General features: G+C 68.5%; 17 protein-coding genes. 10 read left to right on the forward strand and 7 right to left on the reverse strand.

Features of this window, described 5'->3' with window-relative positions; translation table 11 throughout:
• Window positions 1–24 precede the first annotated feature (24 nt).
• The 3 genes from OO69_RS39420 to OO69_RS39430 form a co-directional block, all read right to left on the reverse strand.
• Window positions 25–1,056, reverse strand: a complete 1,032-nt coding sequence (locus tag OO69_RS39420; RefSeq protein ID WP_033285752.1) for an alanine racemase — start codon at window positions 1,054–1,056, stop codon at window positions 25–27.
• Between the two features lie 83 nt (window positions 1,057–1,139).
• On the reverse strand, window positions 1,140–2,261 hold the full coding sequence (gene femX / locus OO69_RS39425) for a peptidoglycan bridge formation glycyltransferase FemX (RefSeq protein WP_033285753.1): 1,122 nt from the start codon (window positions 2,259–2,261) through the stop codon (window positions 1,140–1,142).
• A gap of 179 nt (window positions 2,262–2,440) precedes the next feature.
• The gene (locus OO69_RS39430; RefSeq protein WP_033285754.1) at window positions 2,441–2,755 is read right to left on the reverse strand and encodes a hypothetical protein; all 315 of its coding nucleotides are present in this window, start codon (window positions 2,753–2,755) and stop codon (window positions 2,441–2,443) included.
• 276 nt (window positions 2,756–3,031) lie between these two features.
• Here OO69_RS39430 and rpsF point away from each other — a divergent pair, with 276 nt between their 5' ends.
• The 4 genes from rpsF (at window position 3,032) to rplI (ending at window position 4,770) form a co-directional block, all read left to right on the forward strand.
• Entirely contained in the window at window positions 3,032–3,322 is a 291-nt protein-coding gene (gene rpsF, locus OO69_RS39435; RefSeq protein ID WP_006604399.1) for a 30S ribosomal protein S6, read from the forward strand.
• 77 nt (window positions 3,323–3,399) lie between these two features.
• Entirely contained in the window at window positions 3,400–4,011 is a 612-nt protein-coding gene (locus OO69_RS39440; protein WP_033285755.1) for a single-stranded DNA-binding protein, read from the forward strand.
• Between the two features lie 57 nt (window positions 4,012–4,068).
• Window positions 4,069–4,305 carry a 30S ribosomal protein S18 gene (rpsR, locus tag OO69_RS39445; RefSeq protein WP_006381652.1) on the forward strand — a complete coding sequence of 79 codons (237 nt, stop codon included), beginning with the start codon at window positions 4,069–4,071 and terminating at the stop codon, window positions 4,303–4,305.
• Between the two features lie 18 nt (window positions 4,306–4,323).
• Complete coding sequence (gene rplI, locus OO69_RS39450; RefSeq protein ID WP_019073380.1) at window positions 4,324–4,770, forward strand: 50S ribosomal protein L9; 447 nt, start codon at window positions 4,324–4,326, stop codon at window positions 4,768–4,770.
• Window positions 4,771–4,970: 200 nt separating this feature from the next.
• On the opposite strand, the gene OO69_RS39455 is transcribed toward rplI, so the two are convergent.
• A complete protein-coding gene (locus OO69_RS39455; RefSeq protein ID WP_033285780.1) occupies window positions 4,971–6,308 on the reverse strand; it encodes an MATE family efflux transporter in 1,338 nt (445 codons plus the stop codon).
• Between the two features lie 459 nt (window positions 6,309–6,767).
• On the opposite strand from OO69_RS39455, the gene dnaB reads away from it, so the two are divergent.
• Together dnaB and OO69_RS39465 are read left to right on the forward strand one after the other, a co-directional pair.
• Complete coding sequence (dnaB, locus tag OO69_RS39460) at window positions 6,768–8,246, forward strand: replicative DNA helicase (RefSeq protein WP_026150108.1); 1,479 nt, start codon at window positions 6,768–6,770, stop codon at window positions 8,244–8,246.
• An 85-nt stretch (window positions 8,247–8,331) separates the two neighbouring features.
• The gene (locus tag OO69_RS39465) at window positions 8,332–9,717 is read left to right on the forward strand and encodes a serine hydrolase domain-containing protein (protein WP_033285756.1); all 1,386 of its coding nucleotides are present in this window, start codon (window positions 8,332–8,334) and stop codon (window positions 9,715–9,717) included.
• A gap of 91 nt (window positions 9,718–9,808) precedes the next feature.
• Here OO69_RS39465 and OO69_RS39470 read toward each other — a convergent pair whose 3' ends face one another.
• Both OO69_RS39470 and OO69_RS39475 read right to left on the reverse strand, forming a co-directional pair.
• Window positions 9,809–10,261, reverse strand: coding sequence for a GNAT family N-acetyltransferase (locus OO69_RS39470; RefSeq protein WP_033285757.1), 453 nt, complete (start codon window positions 10,259–10,261; stop codon window positions 9,809–9,811).
• A 55-nt stretch (window positions 10,262–10,316) separates the two neighbouring features.
• Complete coding sequence (locus OO69_RS39475; protein ID WP_033285758.1) at window positions 10,317–10,775, reverse strand: MarR family winged helix-turn-helix transcriptional regulator; 459 nt, start codon at window positions 10,773–10,775, stop codon at window positions 10,317–10,319.
• A 141-nt stretch (window positions 10,776–10,916) separates the two neighbouring features.
• On the opposite strand from OO69_RS39475, the gene OO69_RS39480 reads away from it, so the two are divergent.
• Together OO69_RS39480 and OO69_RS39485 are read left to right on the forward strand one after the other, a co-directional pair.
• Complete coding sequence (locus OO69_RS39480) at window positions 10,917–12,125, forward strand: MFS transporter (protein WP_033285759.1); 1,209 nt, start codon at window positions 10,917–10,919, stop codon at window positions 12,123–12,125.
• A 166-nt stretch (window positions 12,126–12,291) separates the two neighbouring features.
• Window positions 12,292–12,714, forward strand: a complete 423-nt coding sequence (locus OO69_RS39485; RefSeq protein ID WP_033285760.1) for a GlcG/HbpS family heme-binding protein — start codon at window positions 12,292–12,294, stop codon at window positions 12,712–12,714.
• A gap of 72 nt (window positions 12,715–12,786) precedes the next feature.
• On the opposite strand, the gene OO69_RS39490 is transcribed toward OO69_RS39485, so the two are convergent.
• Window positions 12,787–13,653: a GNAT family N-acetyltransferase gene (locus tag OO69_RS39490; protein ID WP_033285761.1), complete on the reverse strand. Its 867-nt coding sequence runs from the start codon at window positions 13,651–13,653 to the stop codon at window positions 12,787–12,789.
• Between the two features lie 195 nt (window positions 13,654–13,848).
• On the opposite strand from OO69_RS39490, the gene OO69_RS39495 reads away from it, so the two are divergent.
• Window positions 13,849–14,484: an HAD family hydrolase gene (locus OO69_RS39495; protein ID WP_033285762.1), complete on the forward strand. Its 636-nt coding sequence runs from the start codon at window positions 13,849–13,851 to the stop codon at window positions 14,482–14,484.
• 447 nt (window positions 14,485–14,931) lie between these two features.
• The gene (locus OO69_RS39500; protein ID WP_420707947.1) at window positions 14,932–16,575 is read left to right on the forward strand and encodes a globin domain-containing protein; all 1,644 of its coding nucleotides are present in this window, start codon (window positions 14,932–14,934) and stop codon (window positions 16,573–16,575) included.

Consider the following 16,575-nt stretch of genomic DNA (forward strand, 5'->3'; position numbering starts at 1 on the left):
GCCTTTCGGCTGTCCTGGAGCGGCTCAGCGATCCACGATGCGGTCGAACTGCGTGGTGGTGTGCCGCAGATGGGCCACCAGTTCCTCGCCCACCTTCGGCTCGGCCGCCTCCACCGGTACGAACAGGATCGAGACCTGCATGTGCGGCGGCTCGGCGAACCAGCGCTGCTTGCCGTCCCAGACGAACGGAGAGAGGTTCCGGTTCACCGTGGCGAGGCCGGCGCGGGCGACGCCCTTGGCGCGCGGCATGACGCCGTGCAGCGCCTTGGGGGCCTCCAGGCCCACCCCGTGCGACGTACCGCCCGCTACGACCACCAGATAGCCGTCCGAGGCCGCCTTCTGCTGCCGGTAGCCGAAGCGGTCGCCCTTGGAGACCCGGGTGACGTCCAGGACCGCCCCGCGGTACTCGGTCGCCTCGTGGTCCCCCAGCCACAGCCGGGTGCCGATCCGGGCCCGGAAGCGGGTCTGCGGGAACTGCTGCTGCAGCCGGGCCAGTTCCTCGGCCTTGAGGTGGCTGACGAACATCGTGTGCAACGGCAGCCGGGCCGCCCGCAGCCGGTCCATCCAGCCGATGACCTCCTCGACGGCGTCCGAGCCGTCGGTGCGGTCCAGCGGGAGGTGGATGGCGAAGCCCTCCAGGCGCACGTTCTCTATGGCCGAGTGCAGCTGCGGGAGTTCCTGCTCGCTGACGCCGTGACGCTTCATCGAGGACATCACCTCGATGACCACACGGGCGCCCACGAGGCCGTACACGCCGTCGATGGACGACACCGAGCGGATGACCCGGTCCGGCAGCGGAACGGGCTCCTCGCCGCGGCGGTACGGCGTCAGCACCAGCAGGTCACCGCCGAACCAGTCCTTGATCCGGGCGGCCTCGTACGTCGTGCCGACGGCGAGGACGTCCGCGCCGAGCCGCGTCGCCTCCTCCGCCAGTCGCTCGTGCCCGAAGCCGTAGCCGTTGCCCTTGCAGACCGGGACGAGCCCGGGGAACTGCTGGGCTACGTGCTTGTGATGCGCCCGCCAGCGCGCGGTGTCGACGGAGAGCGTGAGCGCCATGGCCGGACCTGGAACCTTTCGGGTGGCTGCGGTGTACCAGAAGTATGAGAGCTGTCGACGTTATCGAAGCGAGGACCGTGAGGTCAGCGGCGCGACATGTAGATGTCGAGCGCCTTGTGGAGCAGCTTGTTGAGCGGGAAGTCCCACTCGCCGAGGTACTCGGCGGCCTGCCCGCCGGTGCCCACCTTGAACTGGATCAGACCGAAGAGGTGGTCGGTCTCGTCCAGCGAGTCGGAGATGCCGCGCAGGTCGTAGACGGTGGCGCCGAGCGCGTAGGCGTCGCGCAGCATCCGCCACTGCATTGCGTTCGAGGGCCGGACCTCGCGCCCGATGTTGTCGGAGGCGCCGTAGGAGTACCAGACGTGTCCGCCGACCACGAGCATCGTCGCAGCCGACAGGTTCACGCCGTCGTGCCGGGCGAAGTACAGCCGCATCCGGTTGGGGTCCTCGGTGTTGAGGGCCGTCCACATGCGCTGGAAGTACGACAGCGGGCGGGGCCGGAAGTGGTCGCGCACGGCCGTGATCTCGTACAGCCGCTGCCATTCCTCGAGGTCGTGGTAACCGCCCTGGACGACCTCGACACCGGCCTTCTCGGCCTTCTTGATGTTGCGGCGCCACAGCTGGTTGAAGTTCTTGTGGACTTCTTCGAGGGAGCGATTCGCCAGCGGCACCTGGTAGACGTAGCGCGGCTGGACGTCGCCGAATCCGGCGCCGCCGTCCTCACCCTGCTGCCAGCCCATACGGCGCAGCTTGTCGGCCACCTCGAAGGCTCGCGGTTCGATGAAGTCGGCCTCGATGTCGCGCAGGCGCTTCACGTCCGGGTTCTGGATGCCGGCCTTGATGGAGGTGGCCTCCCAGCGCCGGATGATGACCGGCGGGCCCATCTTCACCGAGAAGGCGCCCTGGTGCTTGAGGTGGGCCAGCATCGGCTGGATCCAGTCGTCCAGATTCGGCGCGAACCAGTTGATGACCGGGCCCTCGGGCAGATAGGCCAAGTACCGCTTGATCTTGGGGAGTTGGCGGTAGAGGACCAGCCCCGCGCCGACCAGCTCGCCGGTCTTCTCGTCGAACCAGCCGAGGCTCTCGGAGCGCCACTCCGCCTTCACATCAGCCCATGCCGGGACCTGCATGTGGCTCGCCGAGGGCAGGCTCTGGATGAATGCCAGATGCTGCTCACGGCTGATGGTCCTCAGGGTCAGGCTCATTCGGGGCGCTCCTCGGGCTGGGGTGTCCCCATGGGTACAGGGGCTCCGGCTCTCGCGCCGAAGCCTACTGCGCCTTACGAGCGCCCCGACTGGGCGTATGCAACCTTCGCCTCGGCCTGTTGGCCGCCAAGGCGTTCCGTGCTGTTTTACGCGGAGTTCGGACTGCGGCGTCCGGGCCGTCAGCTGATGACGCCGCCGAAGAGGCCGCCGTGTGCCATGCCGAGGAAGAATCCGACACCCGCGGCACCGAGACCCAGGATCAGGCCGAAGCGCTCCCTCGTCGTCTCGGAGATCCACTGCCCGTAGGCGCCGGCGAGGATGCCCACCAGACCCGCCCACGAGCTGAGCAGATGCAGGTTGTGGAAGAACCCCGTGATGAACGCGGTCAGCCCGAGCACCACGGTCACCGCGAGCAGCGTGTCCTGGAGCGGATGGGGCTTGCCGTCTGTGGCGAAGAGAGAACCGGCGGTGTTGGGTCGCAATGCCTGTGCCATGTGGCACCTCCTGCGGAAGGCGGCGCATCGTCGCGCCGGACGCACCCGATGTGTACAGATTGACGCTCTCCGACACCGGATTTCAACCGGAAGCCGGTGTGCGGGTACTCTGTACCCTCTGCACTGGTGTCTGCCCATGTCACGACTCGGAATTCCCGCGAGGGACACCCGATGTCAGTGGCGGCTGTTTTACTGGCACACACTGTTGCTTACGCATCACAACCCTCCTGCCACGGATCGACCGTGGCCGCTGAGTCCAAAGGAGGTGGGTTCCACATGCGTCACTACGAGGTGATGGTCATCCTCGACCCCGATCTGGAGGAGCGCGCTGTCTCCCCCCTGATCGAGAACTTCCTCTCCGTCGTCCGTGAGGGCAACGGAAAGGTCGAGAAGGTCGACACCTGGGGCCGTCGTCGTCTCTCGTACGAGATCAAGAAGAAGCCCGAGGGCATCTACTCGGTCATCGACCTGCAGGCCGAGCCTGCGGTCGTCAAGGAGCTCGACCGCCAGATGAACCTGAACGAGTCGGTCCTCCGGACCAAGGTCCTCCGCCCCGAGACCCACTGAGCATCTAGCTCAGCTGATCTCGGGATTCGAGTAGCAGCACCAAGCAGCCAGCAGCAAACCCGCCGAGAGGTTCCCCCATGGCAGGCGAGACCGTCATCACGGTCGTCGGCAATCTTGTCGACGACCCCGAGCTGCGCTTCACCCCGTCCGGTGCGGCGGTCGCGAAGTTCCGTGTCGCGTCCACTCCCCGCACCTTCGACCGCCAGACGAACGAGTGGAAGGACGGCGAAAGCCTCTTCCTCACCTGCTCGGTCTGGCGTCAGGCGGCGGAGAACGTCGCCGAATCGCTCCAGCGAGGCATGCGCGTCATCGTGCAGGGCCGGCTGAAGCAGCGGTCCTACGAGGACCGTGAGGGCGTCAAGCGCACGGTCTACGAACTGGACGTCGAAGAAGTCGGCGCCAGCCTGCGCAGTGCCACGGCCAAGGTCACCAAGACCGCCGGTGGCGCTCGCGGTGGCCAGGGCGGCGGCTTCGGCGGTGGCGGTGGTGGCGGCCAGGGTGGCGGCGGCTGGGGTGGAAACTCCGGCGGCGGTCAGCCGGCCGGCGGCGCTCCCGCCGACGACCCGTGGGCCACCGGCACTCCTGCCGGTGGAAACCAGGGCGGCGGCGGTGGCGGTGGCTGGGGTGGAAACTCCGGCGGCGCCAGCGGTGGCGGCGGTGGCGGCTACTCGGACGAACCCCCCTTCTAGACCCTCGGGCCGAGGGTGGGTCGTACCCACACTTCTTGATCACACAGGAGATACACCATGGCGAAGCCGCCTGTGCGCAAGCCGAAGAAGAAGGTCTGCGCATTCTGCAAGGACAAGGTCCAGTACGTGGACTACAAGGACACGAACATGCTGCGGAAGTTCATTTCCGACCGCGGCAAGATCCGTGCCCGCCGCGTGACCGGCAACTGCACGCAGCATCAGCGTGACGTCGCCACGGCTGTGAAGAACAGCCGTGAGATGGCGCTGCTGCCCTACACCTCCACCGCGCGATAAGGGAAGGGTGACCGACTAATGAAGATCATCCTCACCCACGAGGTCTCCGGCCTCGGTGCCGCGGGCGACGTCGTCGACGTCAAGGACGGTTACGCTCGCAACTACCTGATCCCGCGGAAGTTCGCTATCCGCTGGACCAAGGGTGGCGAGAAGGACGTCGAGCAGATCCGTCGCGCTCGCAAGATCCACGAGATCCAGACCATCGAGCAGGCCAACTCCGTGAAGGCCCAGCTCGAGGGTGTCAAGGTCCGTCTGGCCGTCCGCTCCGGCGACGCCGGTCGTCTCTTCGGTTCCGTCACCCCGGCCGACATCGCTTCGGCGATCAAGGCTTCCGGTGGCCCCGAGGTCGACAAGCGCCGCATCGAGCTGTCTGCCCCGATCAAGACCCTGGGCGCCCACGAGACGTCCGTGCGTCTGCACCCCGAGGTTGCCGCCAAGGTCAACATCGAGGTCATCGCAGCCTGATCGCTGCACTCGGCACAGCTGAGAGAGGGGCCGCACCCGTTGGGGTGCGGCCCCTCTGCTGTGTCCGGGACTGTGAGACACGGCCTGTGCGCTGTGTCCGGGACGCGCGGGACATGGTCCGCGTGGTGCGTTCCGGACGGCTCTACGGCACTCATGTTTCACGTGAAACATGGCAGTGCGCGGTGTTTCACGTGAAACGGTCAGCGGGTCGCGCCTGTGACGACCCAGCGGCCTGAGCGGGCGCGCAGCAGGAGGGTCAGCATGCGCACCGTCATCATCAGGGTCATCGCTCCCCAGACTGCGGTCAGGCCGCCTCCGAAGGTCGGTACGAGCAGCGCCGCCGGTGCGAAGACGGCCAGGGTCACCAACATCGCCCCGGCGAGGTACGGCCCGTCTCCCGCGCCCATCAGTACGCCGTCCAAGACGTAGACGACACCGCAGATCGGCTGGGAGAGCGCCACCATGATCAAGGCGGGCAGGGCGGTGTCCTTGACGGTGGGGTCGCTGGTGAACAGAGGGAGGAAGAGCGGGCGGGACAGGATCACCAGGAGACCGAGTACCACTCCGACGGCGATCCCCCACTGCACCATGCGACGGCATGCTGCTCGGGCACCCGTTGGATCGTCCGCGCCGAGGTAGCGGCCAATGATGGCCTGGCCTGCGATGGCTATGGCGTCGAGTGCGAAGGCCAGCAGGGACCACAGGGACAGGATGATCTGGTGTGCGGCGATGTCGGCGTCCCCGAGGCGGGCCGCGACGGCCGTGGCGATCAGGAGGATCGCTCTCAGGGAGAGCGTGCGGACGAGGAGAGGTGCGCCGGCCTGGGCCGAGGCTCGTATCCCTGCGGTGTCCGGACGGAGGGAGGCACCGTGTCGGCGGGCTCCGCGGACGACCACGACGAGATACACGGCAGCCATGCCCCACTGGGCGATGACGGTGCCCCAGGCGGAACCGGCGATGCCGAGGCCGGCGCCGTAGACGAGTCCTACGTTGAGGACGCCGTTGGCGACGAAGCCTGAGACGGCGACATACAGCGGTGTCTTGGTGTTCTGCAGTCCGCGGAGGACTCCGGTGGCGGCCAGGACGATCAGCATGGCCGGGATGCCGAGGGAGGAGATCCGCAGATAGGTCGTCGCGTAGGGGGCGGCGGTGTCCGAGGCGCCGAAGAGATCGATGAGGGCGGGTGCCGAGGGGAGGACGACGGCTATGACGGTGGCGCCGATCAGCAGAGCGAGCCAGATGCCGTCCATGCCCTGGCGGATGGCGGCCTGGAGATCGCCCGCGCCGACGCGTCGGGCGACGGCCGCCGTGGTGGCGTAGGCGAGGAAGACGAAGACGCTCACGGCTGTCGTCAGGAGGGCGGACGCCACTCCGAGTCCGGCGAGTTGTGCCGTGCCGAGGTGGCCGACGATCGCGCTGTCGGCCATGACGAAAAGGGGCTCGGCGACGAGTGCGCCGAAGGCCGGGACGGCCAGCATGACGATCTCTCGGTCGTGCTGTCGTCGGGTGGCCCTGGTGGCCGCGGGAGCCTGTGTCATGAGCACTAATCTAATCGTCCACAGGTAAGAGATGCAATTGCTTTGTGACCCTTACCTCTGATCTCGCCTCGTGTCCTCTCGTGCACTGTTCGAAGCGATCTTGGTCCGATGTGGAAAGTTTTTCTTCTGCACAGCCGGTGGATGGGAAAGATGCAGGTCAGATCGGTTACGGCAGAAGTGGGGAGGTCTTGTTCACAGGCCTGTCCACCGGGTCGTGCACAGGTTTTGGCGGGTTCTCCACAGCATCCGGGCCGTCGTCCACATGGCCTGTGGATAACCAGATTGGCTGACGGTGCCCACAGGCCTACGGTGGACCGGTACCCGCCCCGTCCGTCGGACCGAGAACCATCACAAAACCGACGCGCCCGTACCGGAGTTGGGCGCTTCATTTGTCAGTGCCGTGCCGTAGAAATAAGGGGCACGGCGAGGTCCGCTCGACGGACGGGAGGAGGTGGCTCGGTGAGTATTTCCGAGCCCTTGGACGACCCGTGGGCCGAGAGCGGTCCCAGTGATCGTCTGCCCGCTTCCCGACGACGAGGTGACGGAGGCCGCGGCCGGGACGAACAGCACGACCGCGGCAGGGAGGGCGGCGAGTGGGAAGGCGCGGGTTCGGCCTTCGAACGCGTACCGCCGCAGGATCTCGATGCCGAGCAGTCCGTGCTCGGCGGCATGCTCCTGTCCAAGGACGCCATCGCCGACGTCGTCGAGGTCCTCAAGGGCCACGACTTCTACAAGCCCGCGCACGAGACGATCTACCAGGCAATCCTCGACGTCTACGCCAAGGGCGAGCCGGCCGACCCGATCACCATCGCCGCCGAACTCACCAAGCGCGGTGAGATCAACAAGGTCGGCGGCGCATCGTATCTGCACACCCTCGTCCAGACCGTGCCCACGGCGGCGAACGCCGAGTACTACGCGGAGATCGTCCACGAGCGCGCCGTCCTGCGCCGCCTGGTCGAGGCGGGTACCCGCATCACCCAGATGGGATACGCGGCCGACGACGACGTCGACGAGATCGTCAACCGGGCCCAGGCCGAGATCTACGCGGTCACCGAGCAGCGGACCAGCGAGGACTACCTTCCGCTCGGCGACATCATGGAGGGCGCGCTCGACGAGATCGAGGCGATCGGCTCACGCAGCGGAGAGATGACCGGTGTGCCCACCGGGTTCACCGACCTCGACTCGCTCACCAACGGGCTGCACCCGGGCCAGATGATCGTCATCGCGGCCCGTCCCGCCATGGGTAAGTCCACACTCGCGCTCGACTTCGCTCGCGCGGCGTCGATCAAGAACAACCTCCCGAGCGTCATCTTCTCCCTCGAAATGGGGCGCAACGAGATCGCGATGCGTCTGCTGTCCGCCGAGGCCCGCGTCGCCCTGCACCACATGCGCTCCGGCACCATGACCGACGAGGACTGGACGCGACTGGCGCGACGGATGCCCGAGGTGTCGTCCGCGCCGCTCTACATCGACGACTCCCCGAACCTGTCGATGATGGAGATCCGCGCGAAGTGCCGTCGGCTCAAGCAGCGCAGCGACATCAAGCTGGTGATCATCGACTATCTGCAGCTGATGCAGGCCGGTGGCTCCAAGCGCCAGGAGAGCCGTCAGCAGGAGGTCTCGGACATGTCCCGAAACCTCAAGCTGCTGGCGAAGGAGCTGGAGGTCCCGGTGATCGCGCTCTCGCAGCTGAACCGTGGTCCCGAGCAGCGCACGGACAAGAAGCCGATGGTGTCCGACCTGCGTGAGTCCGGCTCCATCGAGCAGGACGCCGACATGGTCATCCTGCTGCACCGCGAGGACGCGTACGAGAAGGAGTCCCCGCGCGCGGGCGAGGCCGACATCATCGTCGGCAAGCACCGTAACGGCCCGACGGCGACGATCACCGTCGCCTTCCAGGGCCACTACTCGCGCTTCGTGGACATGGCGCAGACCTGACCAGGCGGTTGTAGACGGCAGACCCGGTGCCGTGTCCCGAGAAATGTGCTCGACGTACGGCCGTCCCGCCGGATGGACTGGGGGCATGACGACATCTCAGGACGACTTGCTTCCCGGTACCCGCCGGGCGTTGTTGCACCGCATCGCCGTGGCCCAGGCCGAGGGGCGGGCGCCGTCGCTGGTCGCGGCGGTGGTGCGGGGCGGACGCGCTGTGTGGCACGGCGCGCGGACTTCGGTGGACGGGCACGGGCCGGACGAGAACGTGCAGTACAGGATCGGTTCGATCACCAAGACGTTCATCGCCGTCCTGGTCCTGCGGCTGCGCGACGAGGGTGTCCTCGACCTCGGTGATCCGCTGGAGAAGCATCTGCCGGGCACCGGTGCGGGGGAGGCGACCATCGCCCAACTGCTCGCGCACACCAGTGGGTTGGCGGCCGAATCGCCCGCGCCGTGGTGGGAGCGGACGCCGGGTTCCCTGCGTCCGGAGCTCCACGATGTGCTGGGCGAACAGCCGCTGCTGCATCCGGTCGGCCGCCGGTTCCACTATTCGAACCCCGGCTACACACTGTTGGGCGCCCTCGTCGAGGAGCTGCGCGGTGCCCCCTGGGAGGACGTACTCCGGCGGGAAGTGCTCGAACCCCTGGGCCTCGACCGCACGAGTGCTCAGCCGCAGGCACCGCACGCGGGTGGCTGGGCGGTGCATCCCTGGGCCGACGCACTGTTGCCGGAACCCGCCGAGGACCTCGGTCTTATGGCGTCGGCCGGTCAACTCTGGTCCACCACAGGCGACTTGGCGCGGTTCGCCGTGTTCCTGGCCCATGGGGACGACCGGGTCCTGAGTGCGGAGTCCGTGCTGGAGATGCGGACCCCGGCGGCACCGGCGGAGGCTGCCGACGTCATGGACGGTTCCACCTACGGTCTCGGTCTGCAGGTCCAGCGCCGCGACGGTCGGCTGCTCATCGGCCACGGCGGATCGCTGCCCGGTTTCCTGGCGAGCCTCACCATCAGCCTCGCGGACGACGTCTCGGCGGTGGTACTGGCCAACTGCACCTCCGGGCCGCTGGTGGCATCGGTGGCCGTCGATCTCGTCCGGATCGTCGCCGAGGCCGAGCCGAGGATCCCCGAACCCTGGCGCCCGATGCCCGAAGTCGACCTCGAGGCGCTGGAGTTGGCGGGTCAGTGGTACTGGGGCACACACGGTTTCGCCCTACGGCTGACCGCTGACGGCGGGGCCTCGCTGGCGCCGCTGGTCGGCAACGGGCGCCGCTCGCGATTCCAGGCCAACGGTGACGGAACGTGGACCGGATTGGAGGGTTACTACGCCGGAGAGCTCCTACGACCCGTTCGGCGCCCGGACGGGTCCCTGAGTCACCTGGACCTCGGATCGTTCGTCTTCACGCGTCAGCCGTACGACGAGAGCGCTTCTGTGCCGGGTGGGGTGGACCCGGAGGGATGGCGGGGAATCCGCTAGCTAACGCAGTTGAGGAGGCGCCATGTTTCACGTGAAACATGGCGCCTCCTGCTGTCTGCGGGACCGCTGCGCTCTCCTCGGGGGGAGGTCTTCAGAGGGGGAGCTTGAAGCCCACATGCGAGGCGGTGAAGCCGAGGCGCTCGTAGAACCTGTGGGCGTCGGTGCGCGTGACATCGGAGGTCAGCTGGACCAACTGGCAGTCCTGGCGGCGCGATTCTGCGATCGCCCACTCGATGAGCTGTGTACCCAGGCCGCTGCCCCGCTCGTCCGCGTGGATGCGTACGGCCTCGATGATCGAGCGTGTGGAGCCCTTGCGGGACAGTCCGGGAATGATCGTGAGCTGGAGGGTGCCGACGACGCGGCCTTCGCGCACGGCGACGACGAGGTGCTGGTTCGGGTCGGCGGCGAGGCGGTCCAGCGCTGCCAGGTAGGGCGTCAGGTCGTCCGGTGACTCGCGTTGGGAACCCAGGGGGTCGTCGGCGAGCATGCCGACGATGGCGGGGACGTCCTCGGTGACTGCGGCTCGTATCTCAAGATCTCCCATGCCTCCACCTTAGGTAGAGGTGTAGGTGGAGACGTGCGTGCGGTGCGGGACGGGCCTATGCGGGCACGTTCATGGACTCCACGACCCGGACCAGTGGCGCGAGTTCGGGGTTCGTGGCCGCCGCGTCGAGTGCCTCGCGCAGGGCGGTGTCGTTGGTCGGGCGGGCCTCTTCGAGCAGCGCGAGGCCGGCCTCGGAGACGTTCGTGTAGATGCCCCGGCGGTCGGTCGGGCACAGGTAGCGGGCGAGCAGACCGCGGTCCTCGAGGCGGGTGACCAGTCGGGTGGTGGCGCTCTGGCTGAGGACGACCGCGTCGGCGACCTGTCGCATCTGCAGATGCCCCCCGTCACCGTCGTGCTGCCGGCTGAGCACGTCGAGCAAGGAGTACTCGCGCATGCTCAGGTCGTGCTTGGCCTGCAGGGCGCGCTCGATGTGCGCCTCGATCCTCCCGTGCAGCAAGGAGAGGGCGCACCAGCCCTGGGCGAGGGCGGTGAGTGCGGGGTCCGTCGCTGTCATTGGCGTTTCCTCCGTCCCGGAGCAGCTGAACCCAGGATAGAGCACAGATGAAATAGTCCGCGCTTGCATATAGCCCGCGTCTGCAACTATTGTGAACGCACGTAAGGCGCTCCTGCAATCTTCTGGGAAGGGTACCTCCACATGCCTCTCGCGCTTCTGGCCCTCGCGATCGGGGCCTTCGGAATCGGAACGACCGAGTTCGTGATCATGGGCTTGCTGCCCCAGGTCGCGGGTGACTTCGGGGTCTCCATCCCCACCGCGGGACTGCTGGTCACCGGCTACGCGCTGGGTGTGGTGATCGGCGCCCCGCTGATGACCGTGCTCGGCACCAAGGTCCCCCGCAAGCGGATGCTGATGCTGCTGATGGGCCTGTTCATCCTCGGCAACCTGCTCTCCGCCGTCGCCCCCAGCTTCTCCGTGATGCTGATCGGCCGCGTGGTCGCCTCGCTCGCCCACGGTGCTTTCTTCGGCATTGGCTCGGTCGTCGCGGCCGAACTGGTCGCCCCGGACAAGAAGGCCGGAGCCATCGCGATGATGTTCACCGGACTGACCGTCGCCAACGTCGTCGGCGTCCCGCTGGGCACCCTCGTCGGGCAGTCCGTCGGCTGGCGGGTCACCTTCGCCATCGTCGCGGGCCTCGGTGTGATCGGCCTGGCCGGTATCGCCAAGCTCGTGCCCGACTTGCCCAAGCCCGAGGGCGTACGGCTCCGGCACGAACTGGCCGCCTTCAAGAACACCCAGGTCCTGCTCGCCATGGCGATGACCGTCCTCGGCTTCGGCGGCGTCTTCGCGGCCATCACCTACATCGCGCCGATGATGACCCACGTCGCCGGCTTCGCCGACGGCTCCGTCACCTGGCTGCTCGTCCTCTTCGGCCTCGGCATGGTCGGCGGCAACCTCGTCGGTGGCAAGTTCGCCGACCGCGCCCTGATGCCCATGCTGTACGTCTCGCTGGGCTCCCTGGCAGTCGTGCTCGCGCTCTTCACGGTCACCGCCCACAACAAGATCGCGGCGGCCGTCACCATCGCCCTCATCGGCGCCCTGGGCTTCGCCACCGTGCCGCCGCTCCAGAAGCGGGTCCTCGACCAGGCACACGGCGCCCCGACGCTGGCCTCGGCCGTGAACATCGGCGCCTTCAACCTCGGCAACGCGCTGTCCGCCTGGCTCGGCGGCATCGTCATCGCGGCCGGCTTCGGCTACACCGCCCCCAACTGGGTCGGCGCCGTCCTCGCCGCGGCCGCCCTCGTCCTCGCGATCCTCTCGGCCGCTCTGGAGCGCCGCACCAGCGCCCGCGGCGCCGTCGTCGCGGCCGGTACACCGAGCGAGCAGCGGACCGCCGTCCACCACTGACCCCGCCCGGCCGGAGCGGGGAGCCGGTACGGGGCCAGGGCCGTCCCCGTGCATCCCCACCGGCCTCGGCCGCCTGACCAATAGCCGACCTCGGCTGTCTGACCACCAGCCGGTCTCGGCCGTCCGACCACACCAGAAACAGCAACACCCGCAAGGAGAAACCCTGATGAGCACCACCACCGCCGTAGCCCCGCTGACCACCCAGGACGCCGAAGCGCTCGTCGCCGAGGCTCGCCGAGCCGCGGAGGCCGCCGGGGTCACCGTGAGCATCACCGTGTTGGACGCTGGCGGTCATCTGCTCGCCTTCCGGCGGGACGACCAGGCTGTGCTGATCTCCGGTGAGACCAGCACCCGCAAGGCGTACACCGCGCTCCAGTTGAACGCGCCCACCGCCGACCTCGTCGACGCCGTCCAGCCCGGAGGCCTCTTCCACACCCTGCCCACCGCGCTCGACAGGCCGCTGCTGTTCATCGCGGGCGGCATCCCGGTGCACCGCGACGGCCGGCTGATCGGGGCGATCGGGGTCGGTGGCGGCGCGCCGACGCAGGACCACGGCTTCGCGCAGGCCGCCGTAGAGGCGCTTGCCTGACGTCTCTGGTGACGGAAACGCCGGTTCCCGACGAGGTAGGTCGGGAACCGGCGTTCTGCGTGTGCGGGAGTGTCAGCCGGCCGCGACCGTCAGGGGCGCGAAGCGTCGGGTCCAGTCGCCGGGCAGTTCGGCGATGCCGTACGTCATCACCGAGTTGAAGGCGGAGGAGACGAGGCCGTGTTCCTTCGCCCAGGACAGCAGATCCTCGTGGCGTACGTCGATGTCGGTGCGCAGAGGACGGTCGGTGCGGGCGGCGAGGGAGGCGAGGAGGGCCTTCGCCGTCTCCGTGTCCTGAGCGATCAGGGGGCCCACGACCTGGGTGTCCATGTTGGGCCAGGCGGCCGCGTAGCCGATGATCCGGCCGTTCTCCTCAGCCACCCTCAACTGGTCGGAGAAGGCGGGCAGTCGCGTGATGAGGGGCGTGCGATCGGTGCCGAAGACCGTCTCGTCGAGGCTGAGGATGCCGGTGAGGTCCTCGGCCATGGCCGCACGGGTGGCGATCGGGGACTCGGGTGCGGCCGGTGTGAAGTGACCGCGCAGTGTCTCGGCCCGGCCGGTCGCCTTGAAGCCGAGTTCTTCGTAGAGCGGGCGGCCGTTCGGAGTCGCGTACAGGGTCAGCGGTGTGGTGCCCATCGCGGAGACCAGGTGGCGCATCAGGCGGCGTCCGACGCCCTGGCGGGCGTACCGCTCGGCGACCAGGACCATGCCGATGGCAACCAGATCCGGGCGGTCCTGCGGGCCGTACTCCGTGGTGACGCAGGCCGCGAGGAGGCCGCCCTCGGGGGCGTCGATGCCGTAGCCCTTCCCGGCGCTGAGGAGGAAGCCCCACTTGTGTTCCTCGCGTGGCCACCCCCGGTCCTCGGACAGGTCGGCGCAGGCGAGGCGATCGCGGAGCGTCAGCCGGCGGATGGGCAGAGCGGCGAGGGAAGGAGTCGGCACGCAGGTCAGGCTGTCTGACGTGCGTTGTCGGCGTCCACCTGTTTCCGGTGAGACGTACGTGCTTTTGGCCATGTCGTGATCAGCGGCACAACGCACCCACAGAAGCCGGATGTTTCACGTGAAACACCGGCGAACGGCGAGCATCCGGCAGCCTCGCGGAAGGTGCCACAGCTCCGCCCACTAATCTCGTGGCTCATGGCGAGACTTCATCTCTTCGACCTCGACGGCACTTTGCTGCACGGAACCAGCGCACCCCTGGAGATCTCCCGCCAACTCGGCCTGGAATCCGAGACGGTGGAACTCGAGCAGGCGATCTCGGCCGGGCTGATCGGGCCGCCGGAGTACGCGACCCGCGTGTACACGCTGTGGGCGAATCTCACCGAGGCGCATGTGGCGGCGGCCTTCGAAGAGGCGCCGTGGTTGGCGCGGATCCGTGAGGTCTGGGCCGAGATCAGGAGCGCCGGTGAATACTGCGCCGTCGTATCGCTCTCGCCTTCCTTCTTTGTGGAACGGCTCACGGGCTGGGGCGCCCACGCGGCACACGGATCGCTTTTCCCCGCCGTGCCGTTCACCACGCCGTCCATGGACCTGGGCGGAGTCCTCAACTCCGCTGCCAAGGTGGTGATCGCGGATCGGCTGTGTGAGGAGTTCGGGGTGACGCGGGCGGACTGTGTCGCTTACGGCGACTCGATGTCGGACAAGGACCTGTTCGGCGTCGTGCCCGTCTCCGTCGCGGTCAACGCGGATCAGCATCTGACGGGCCTCGCGACCCACTCCTATGAGGGGCGGGATCTGTGGGATGCCTACGAATTGGTGCGCGGCGCCCGGTAATTGAGGGAATCGATGGTTCGCCCCTCCCCTGTTCGCGGGGGAGTGAGGCGGCATTTGTGCGCGGAGCGCGGGCCGGTAGGGTCGACTCCGGTTCTTGTCCGGAGCCGGACGCCGCGTGAGAGTACTGCGGGCAATGTCACACTCTCGCCTTACTTGTCCGTACGCAGTGGGAATGTGGGTTGGATATGGCTGTATCGGCAGCTTGACCGAACGGGGAGAAGCAAGCCGTCCGCGCGGAAGCAGTCAGCTTCCGGCTGAGGAAGCGCGCAGACCGACCGAAAGATGTTCGAGGCGAGGCACACCATGGACGCTCCGACCACCCCGTCGGCCGACAACGGCTCGTCCGGCGGCAGCGGCGGAGGCGGAGCCGGCTGGTTCACTCCGCGCAAGCAGCCGGAGGTGCCTCCGGGCGAAGAACGCGGGGCGACGGAGGGGCGGCGTCCGGCCGTGCTGCGTCCGGTCCGCAGGGGTGCGGCGGCGGGGAGCACGGAGCTTCCGCCCACGGAGAGTTCGGCCCCTTCGACTCCACAGGCCCCCTCGGCTCCTCCCGCTCTCTCGACTCCGCCGGCTTCGGCACCTCCTCCCACCCTCTCGACTCCGCCGGCCTCGGCAGCCCCACCCGCCCCGTCGGCTCCGAGCGGCGACCATGCAGTGGACCATCCGTACGGGCACGCCGCTCAGCGGGACGTGGCGCCCGGGCAGCAGCGAATACCGTCGGCCGTGACCGCCCCGCAGGTCTCGCTCCCCGTCCAGCCCTCGTCCCCTGCCCAGCCCTCAACTCCCGCGCAGCCCACGGCTCCTGCCCCCGCGCCGACGGCACCCCGGCCTCCGGCGCCGCAGCCTCCTGCACCTGCTCCGGCCGTCGCCGAGGCAGCCCCGGCCGCCCTTGCCCCCGCCCCCGTACCGGCTCCCGTGCGCGTGCCCGCCCAGCGTTCTTCCGGCCCCGCCACCGTCACCGCCTCCGCCACCGAGAAGGCATCCCCGGACGCCGTACTCATCCGCCGGACGATGGCCGAGGTCGGTCCCGTGGCCGACAAGGTCACCTCGTACTTCTACGCGCTGCTCTTCGTGCGCCACCCCGAGCTGCGGTCGCTGTTCCCGGCGGCGATGGACACCCAGCGGGACCGGTTGCTCAAGGCACTGCTGACCGCCGCCGAGCACATCGACAACACCGAGGTCCTCGTCGCGTATCTGCAGAACCTCGGCCGCGGACACCGCAAGTACGGTACGCGGCCCGAGCACTACCCGGCCGTCGGCGAGTGCCTCATCGGCGCGCTGAACAAGTACGCCTCCGGTGTCTGGGACGCCGAGACGGAGGCGGCCTGGGTGCGGGCGTACACGACGATCTCTCAGGTCATGATCGACGCGGCCGCCGCGGACGAACTGCGCGCCCCGCCCTGGTGGCACGCGGAGGTCGTCACCCACGACCTCAGGACCCGGGACGTCGCCGTCGTCACCCTCCGCCCGGACCAGCCCTACCCCTTCCTCGCCGGGCAGTACACGAGCTTGGAGACACCTTGGTGGCCGCGGATCTGGCGGCACTACTCCTTCGCCTCCGCGCCCCGCTCGGACGGACTGCTGACCTTCCACGTGAAGGCCGTCCCCGCGGGCTGGGTCTCGAACGCGCTGGTGCACCGCGCCCGGCCCGGCGACGTCATCCGGCTCGGCCCGCCGACCGGCTCGATGACCGTGGACCACACCACCGACAGCGGACTGCTCTGCGTCGGCGGCGGCACCGGCATAGCGCCGATCAAGGCACTCGTCGAGGACGTCGCCGAACGCGGCGAGCGGCGCCCGGTGGAGGTGTTCTACGGCGCCCGTACCGACCACGACCTCTATGACATCGACACGATGCTCCGGCTCCAGCAGTCGCACCCGTGGCTCGCGGTCCGGCCGATCGTCGACCGGCAGGGGAATCTCCAACTCCCGGACGCCATCCGCACATACGGGCCGTGGAACGAGTTCGACGCCTACGTCTCCGGGCCGCCCGGAATGATCCGCAGCGGTGTCCACGCCCTGAGGGACGCCGGTATCCCGACGGAGCGCATACGGCACGACTCGGTCGAGGAGTTGGTGGGCGCCGGGGACTGA

It is taken from the genome of Streptomyces sp. NRRL F-525 (assembly GCF_000716605.1).
In the GTDB taxonomy this organism is placed as follows: Bacteria; Actinomycetota; Actinomycetes; order Streptomycetales; family Streptomycetaceae; genus Streptomyces.

Coding starts and splice junctions, on each gene's coding strand:
- OO69_RS39420 (WP_033285752.1), bottom strand. CDS start 1,056: ATGGCGCTCACGCTCTCCGTCGACACCGCGCGCTGGCGGGCGCATCAC.
- OO69_RS39480 (WP_033285759.1), top strand. CDS start 10,917: ATGCCTCTCGCGCTTCTGGCCCTCGCGATCGGGGCCTTCGGAATCGGA.
- femX (WP_033285753.1), bottom strand. CDS start 2,261: ATGAGCCTGACCCTGAGGACCATCAGCCGTGAGCAGCATCTGGCATTC.
- OO69_RS39485 (WP_033285760.1), top strand. CDS start 12,292: ATGAGCACCACCACCGCCGTAGCCCCGCTGACCACCCAGGACGCCGAA.
- OO69_RS39465 (WP_033285756.1), top strand. CDS start 8,332: ATGACGACATCTCAGGACGACTTGCTTCCCGGTACCCGCCGGGCGTTG.
- rpsR (WP_006381652.1), top strand. CDS start 4,069: ATGGCGAAGCCGCCTGTGCGCAAGCCGAAGAAGAAGGTCTGCGCATTC.
- OO69_RS39440 (WP_033285755.1), top strand. CDS start 3,400: ATGGCAGGCGAGACCGTCATCACGGTCGTCGGCAATCTTGTCGACGAC.
- OO69_RS39430 (WP_033285754.1), bottom strand. CDS start 2,755: ATGGCACAGGCATTGCGACCCAACACCGCCGGTTCTCTCTTCGCCACA.
- OO69_RS39475 (WP_033285758.1), bottom strand. CDS start 10,775: ATGACAGCGACGGACCCCGCACTCACCGCCCTCGCCCAGGGCTGGTGC.
- rplI (WP_019073380.1), top strand. CDS start 4,324: ATGAAGATCATCCTCACCCACGAGGTCTCCGGCCTCGGTGCCGCGGGC.
- rpsF (WP_006604399.1), top strand. CDS start 3,032: ATGCGTCACTACGAGGTGATGGTCATCCTCGACCCCGATCTGGAGGAG.
- OO69_RS39470 (WP_033285757.1), bottom strand. CDS start 10,261: ATGGGAGATCTTGAGATACGAGCCGCAGTCACCGAGGACGTCCCCGCC.
- OO69_RS39495 (WP_033285762.1), top strand. CDS start 13,849: ATGGCGAGACTTCATCTCTTCGACCTCGACGGCACTTTGCTGCACGGA.
- OO69_RS39455 (WP_033285780.1), bottom strand. CDS start 6,308: ATGACACAGGCTCCCGCGGCCACCAGGGCCACCCGACGACAGCACGAC.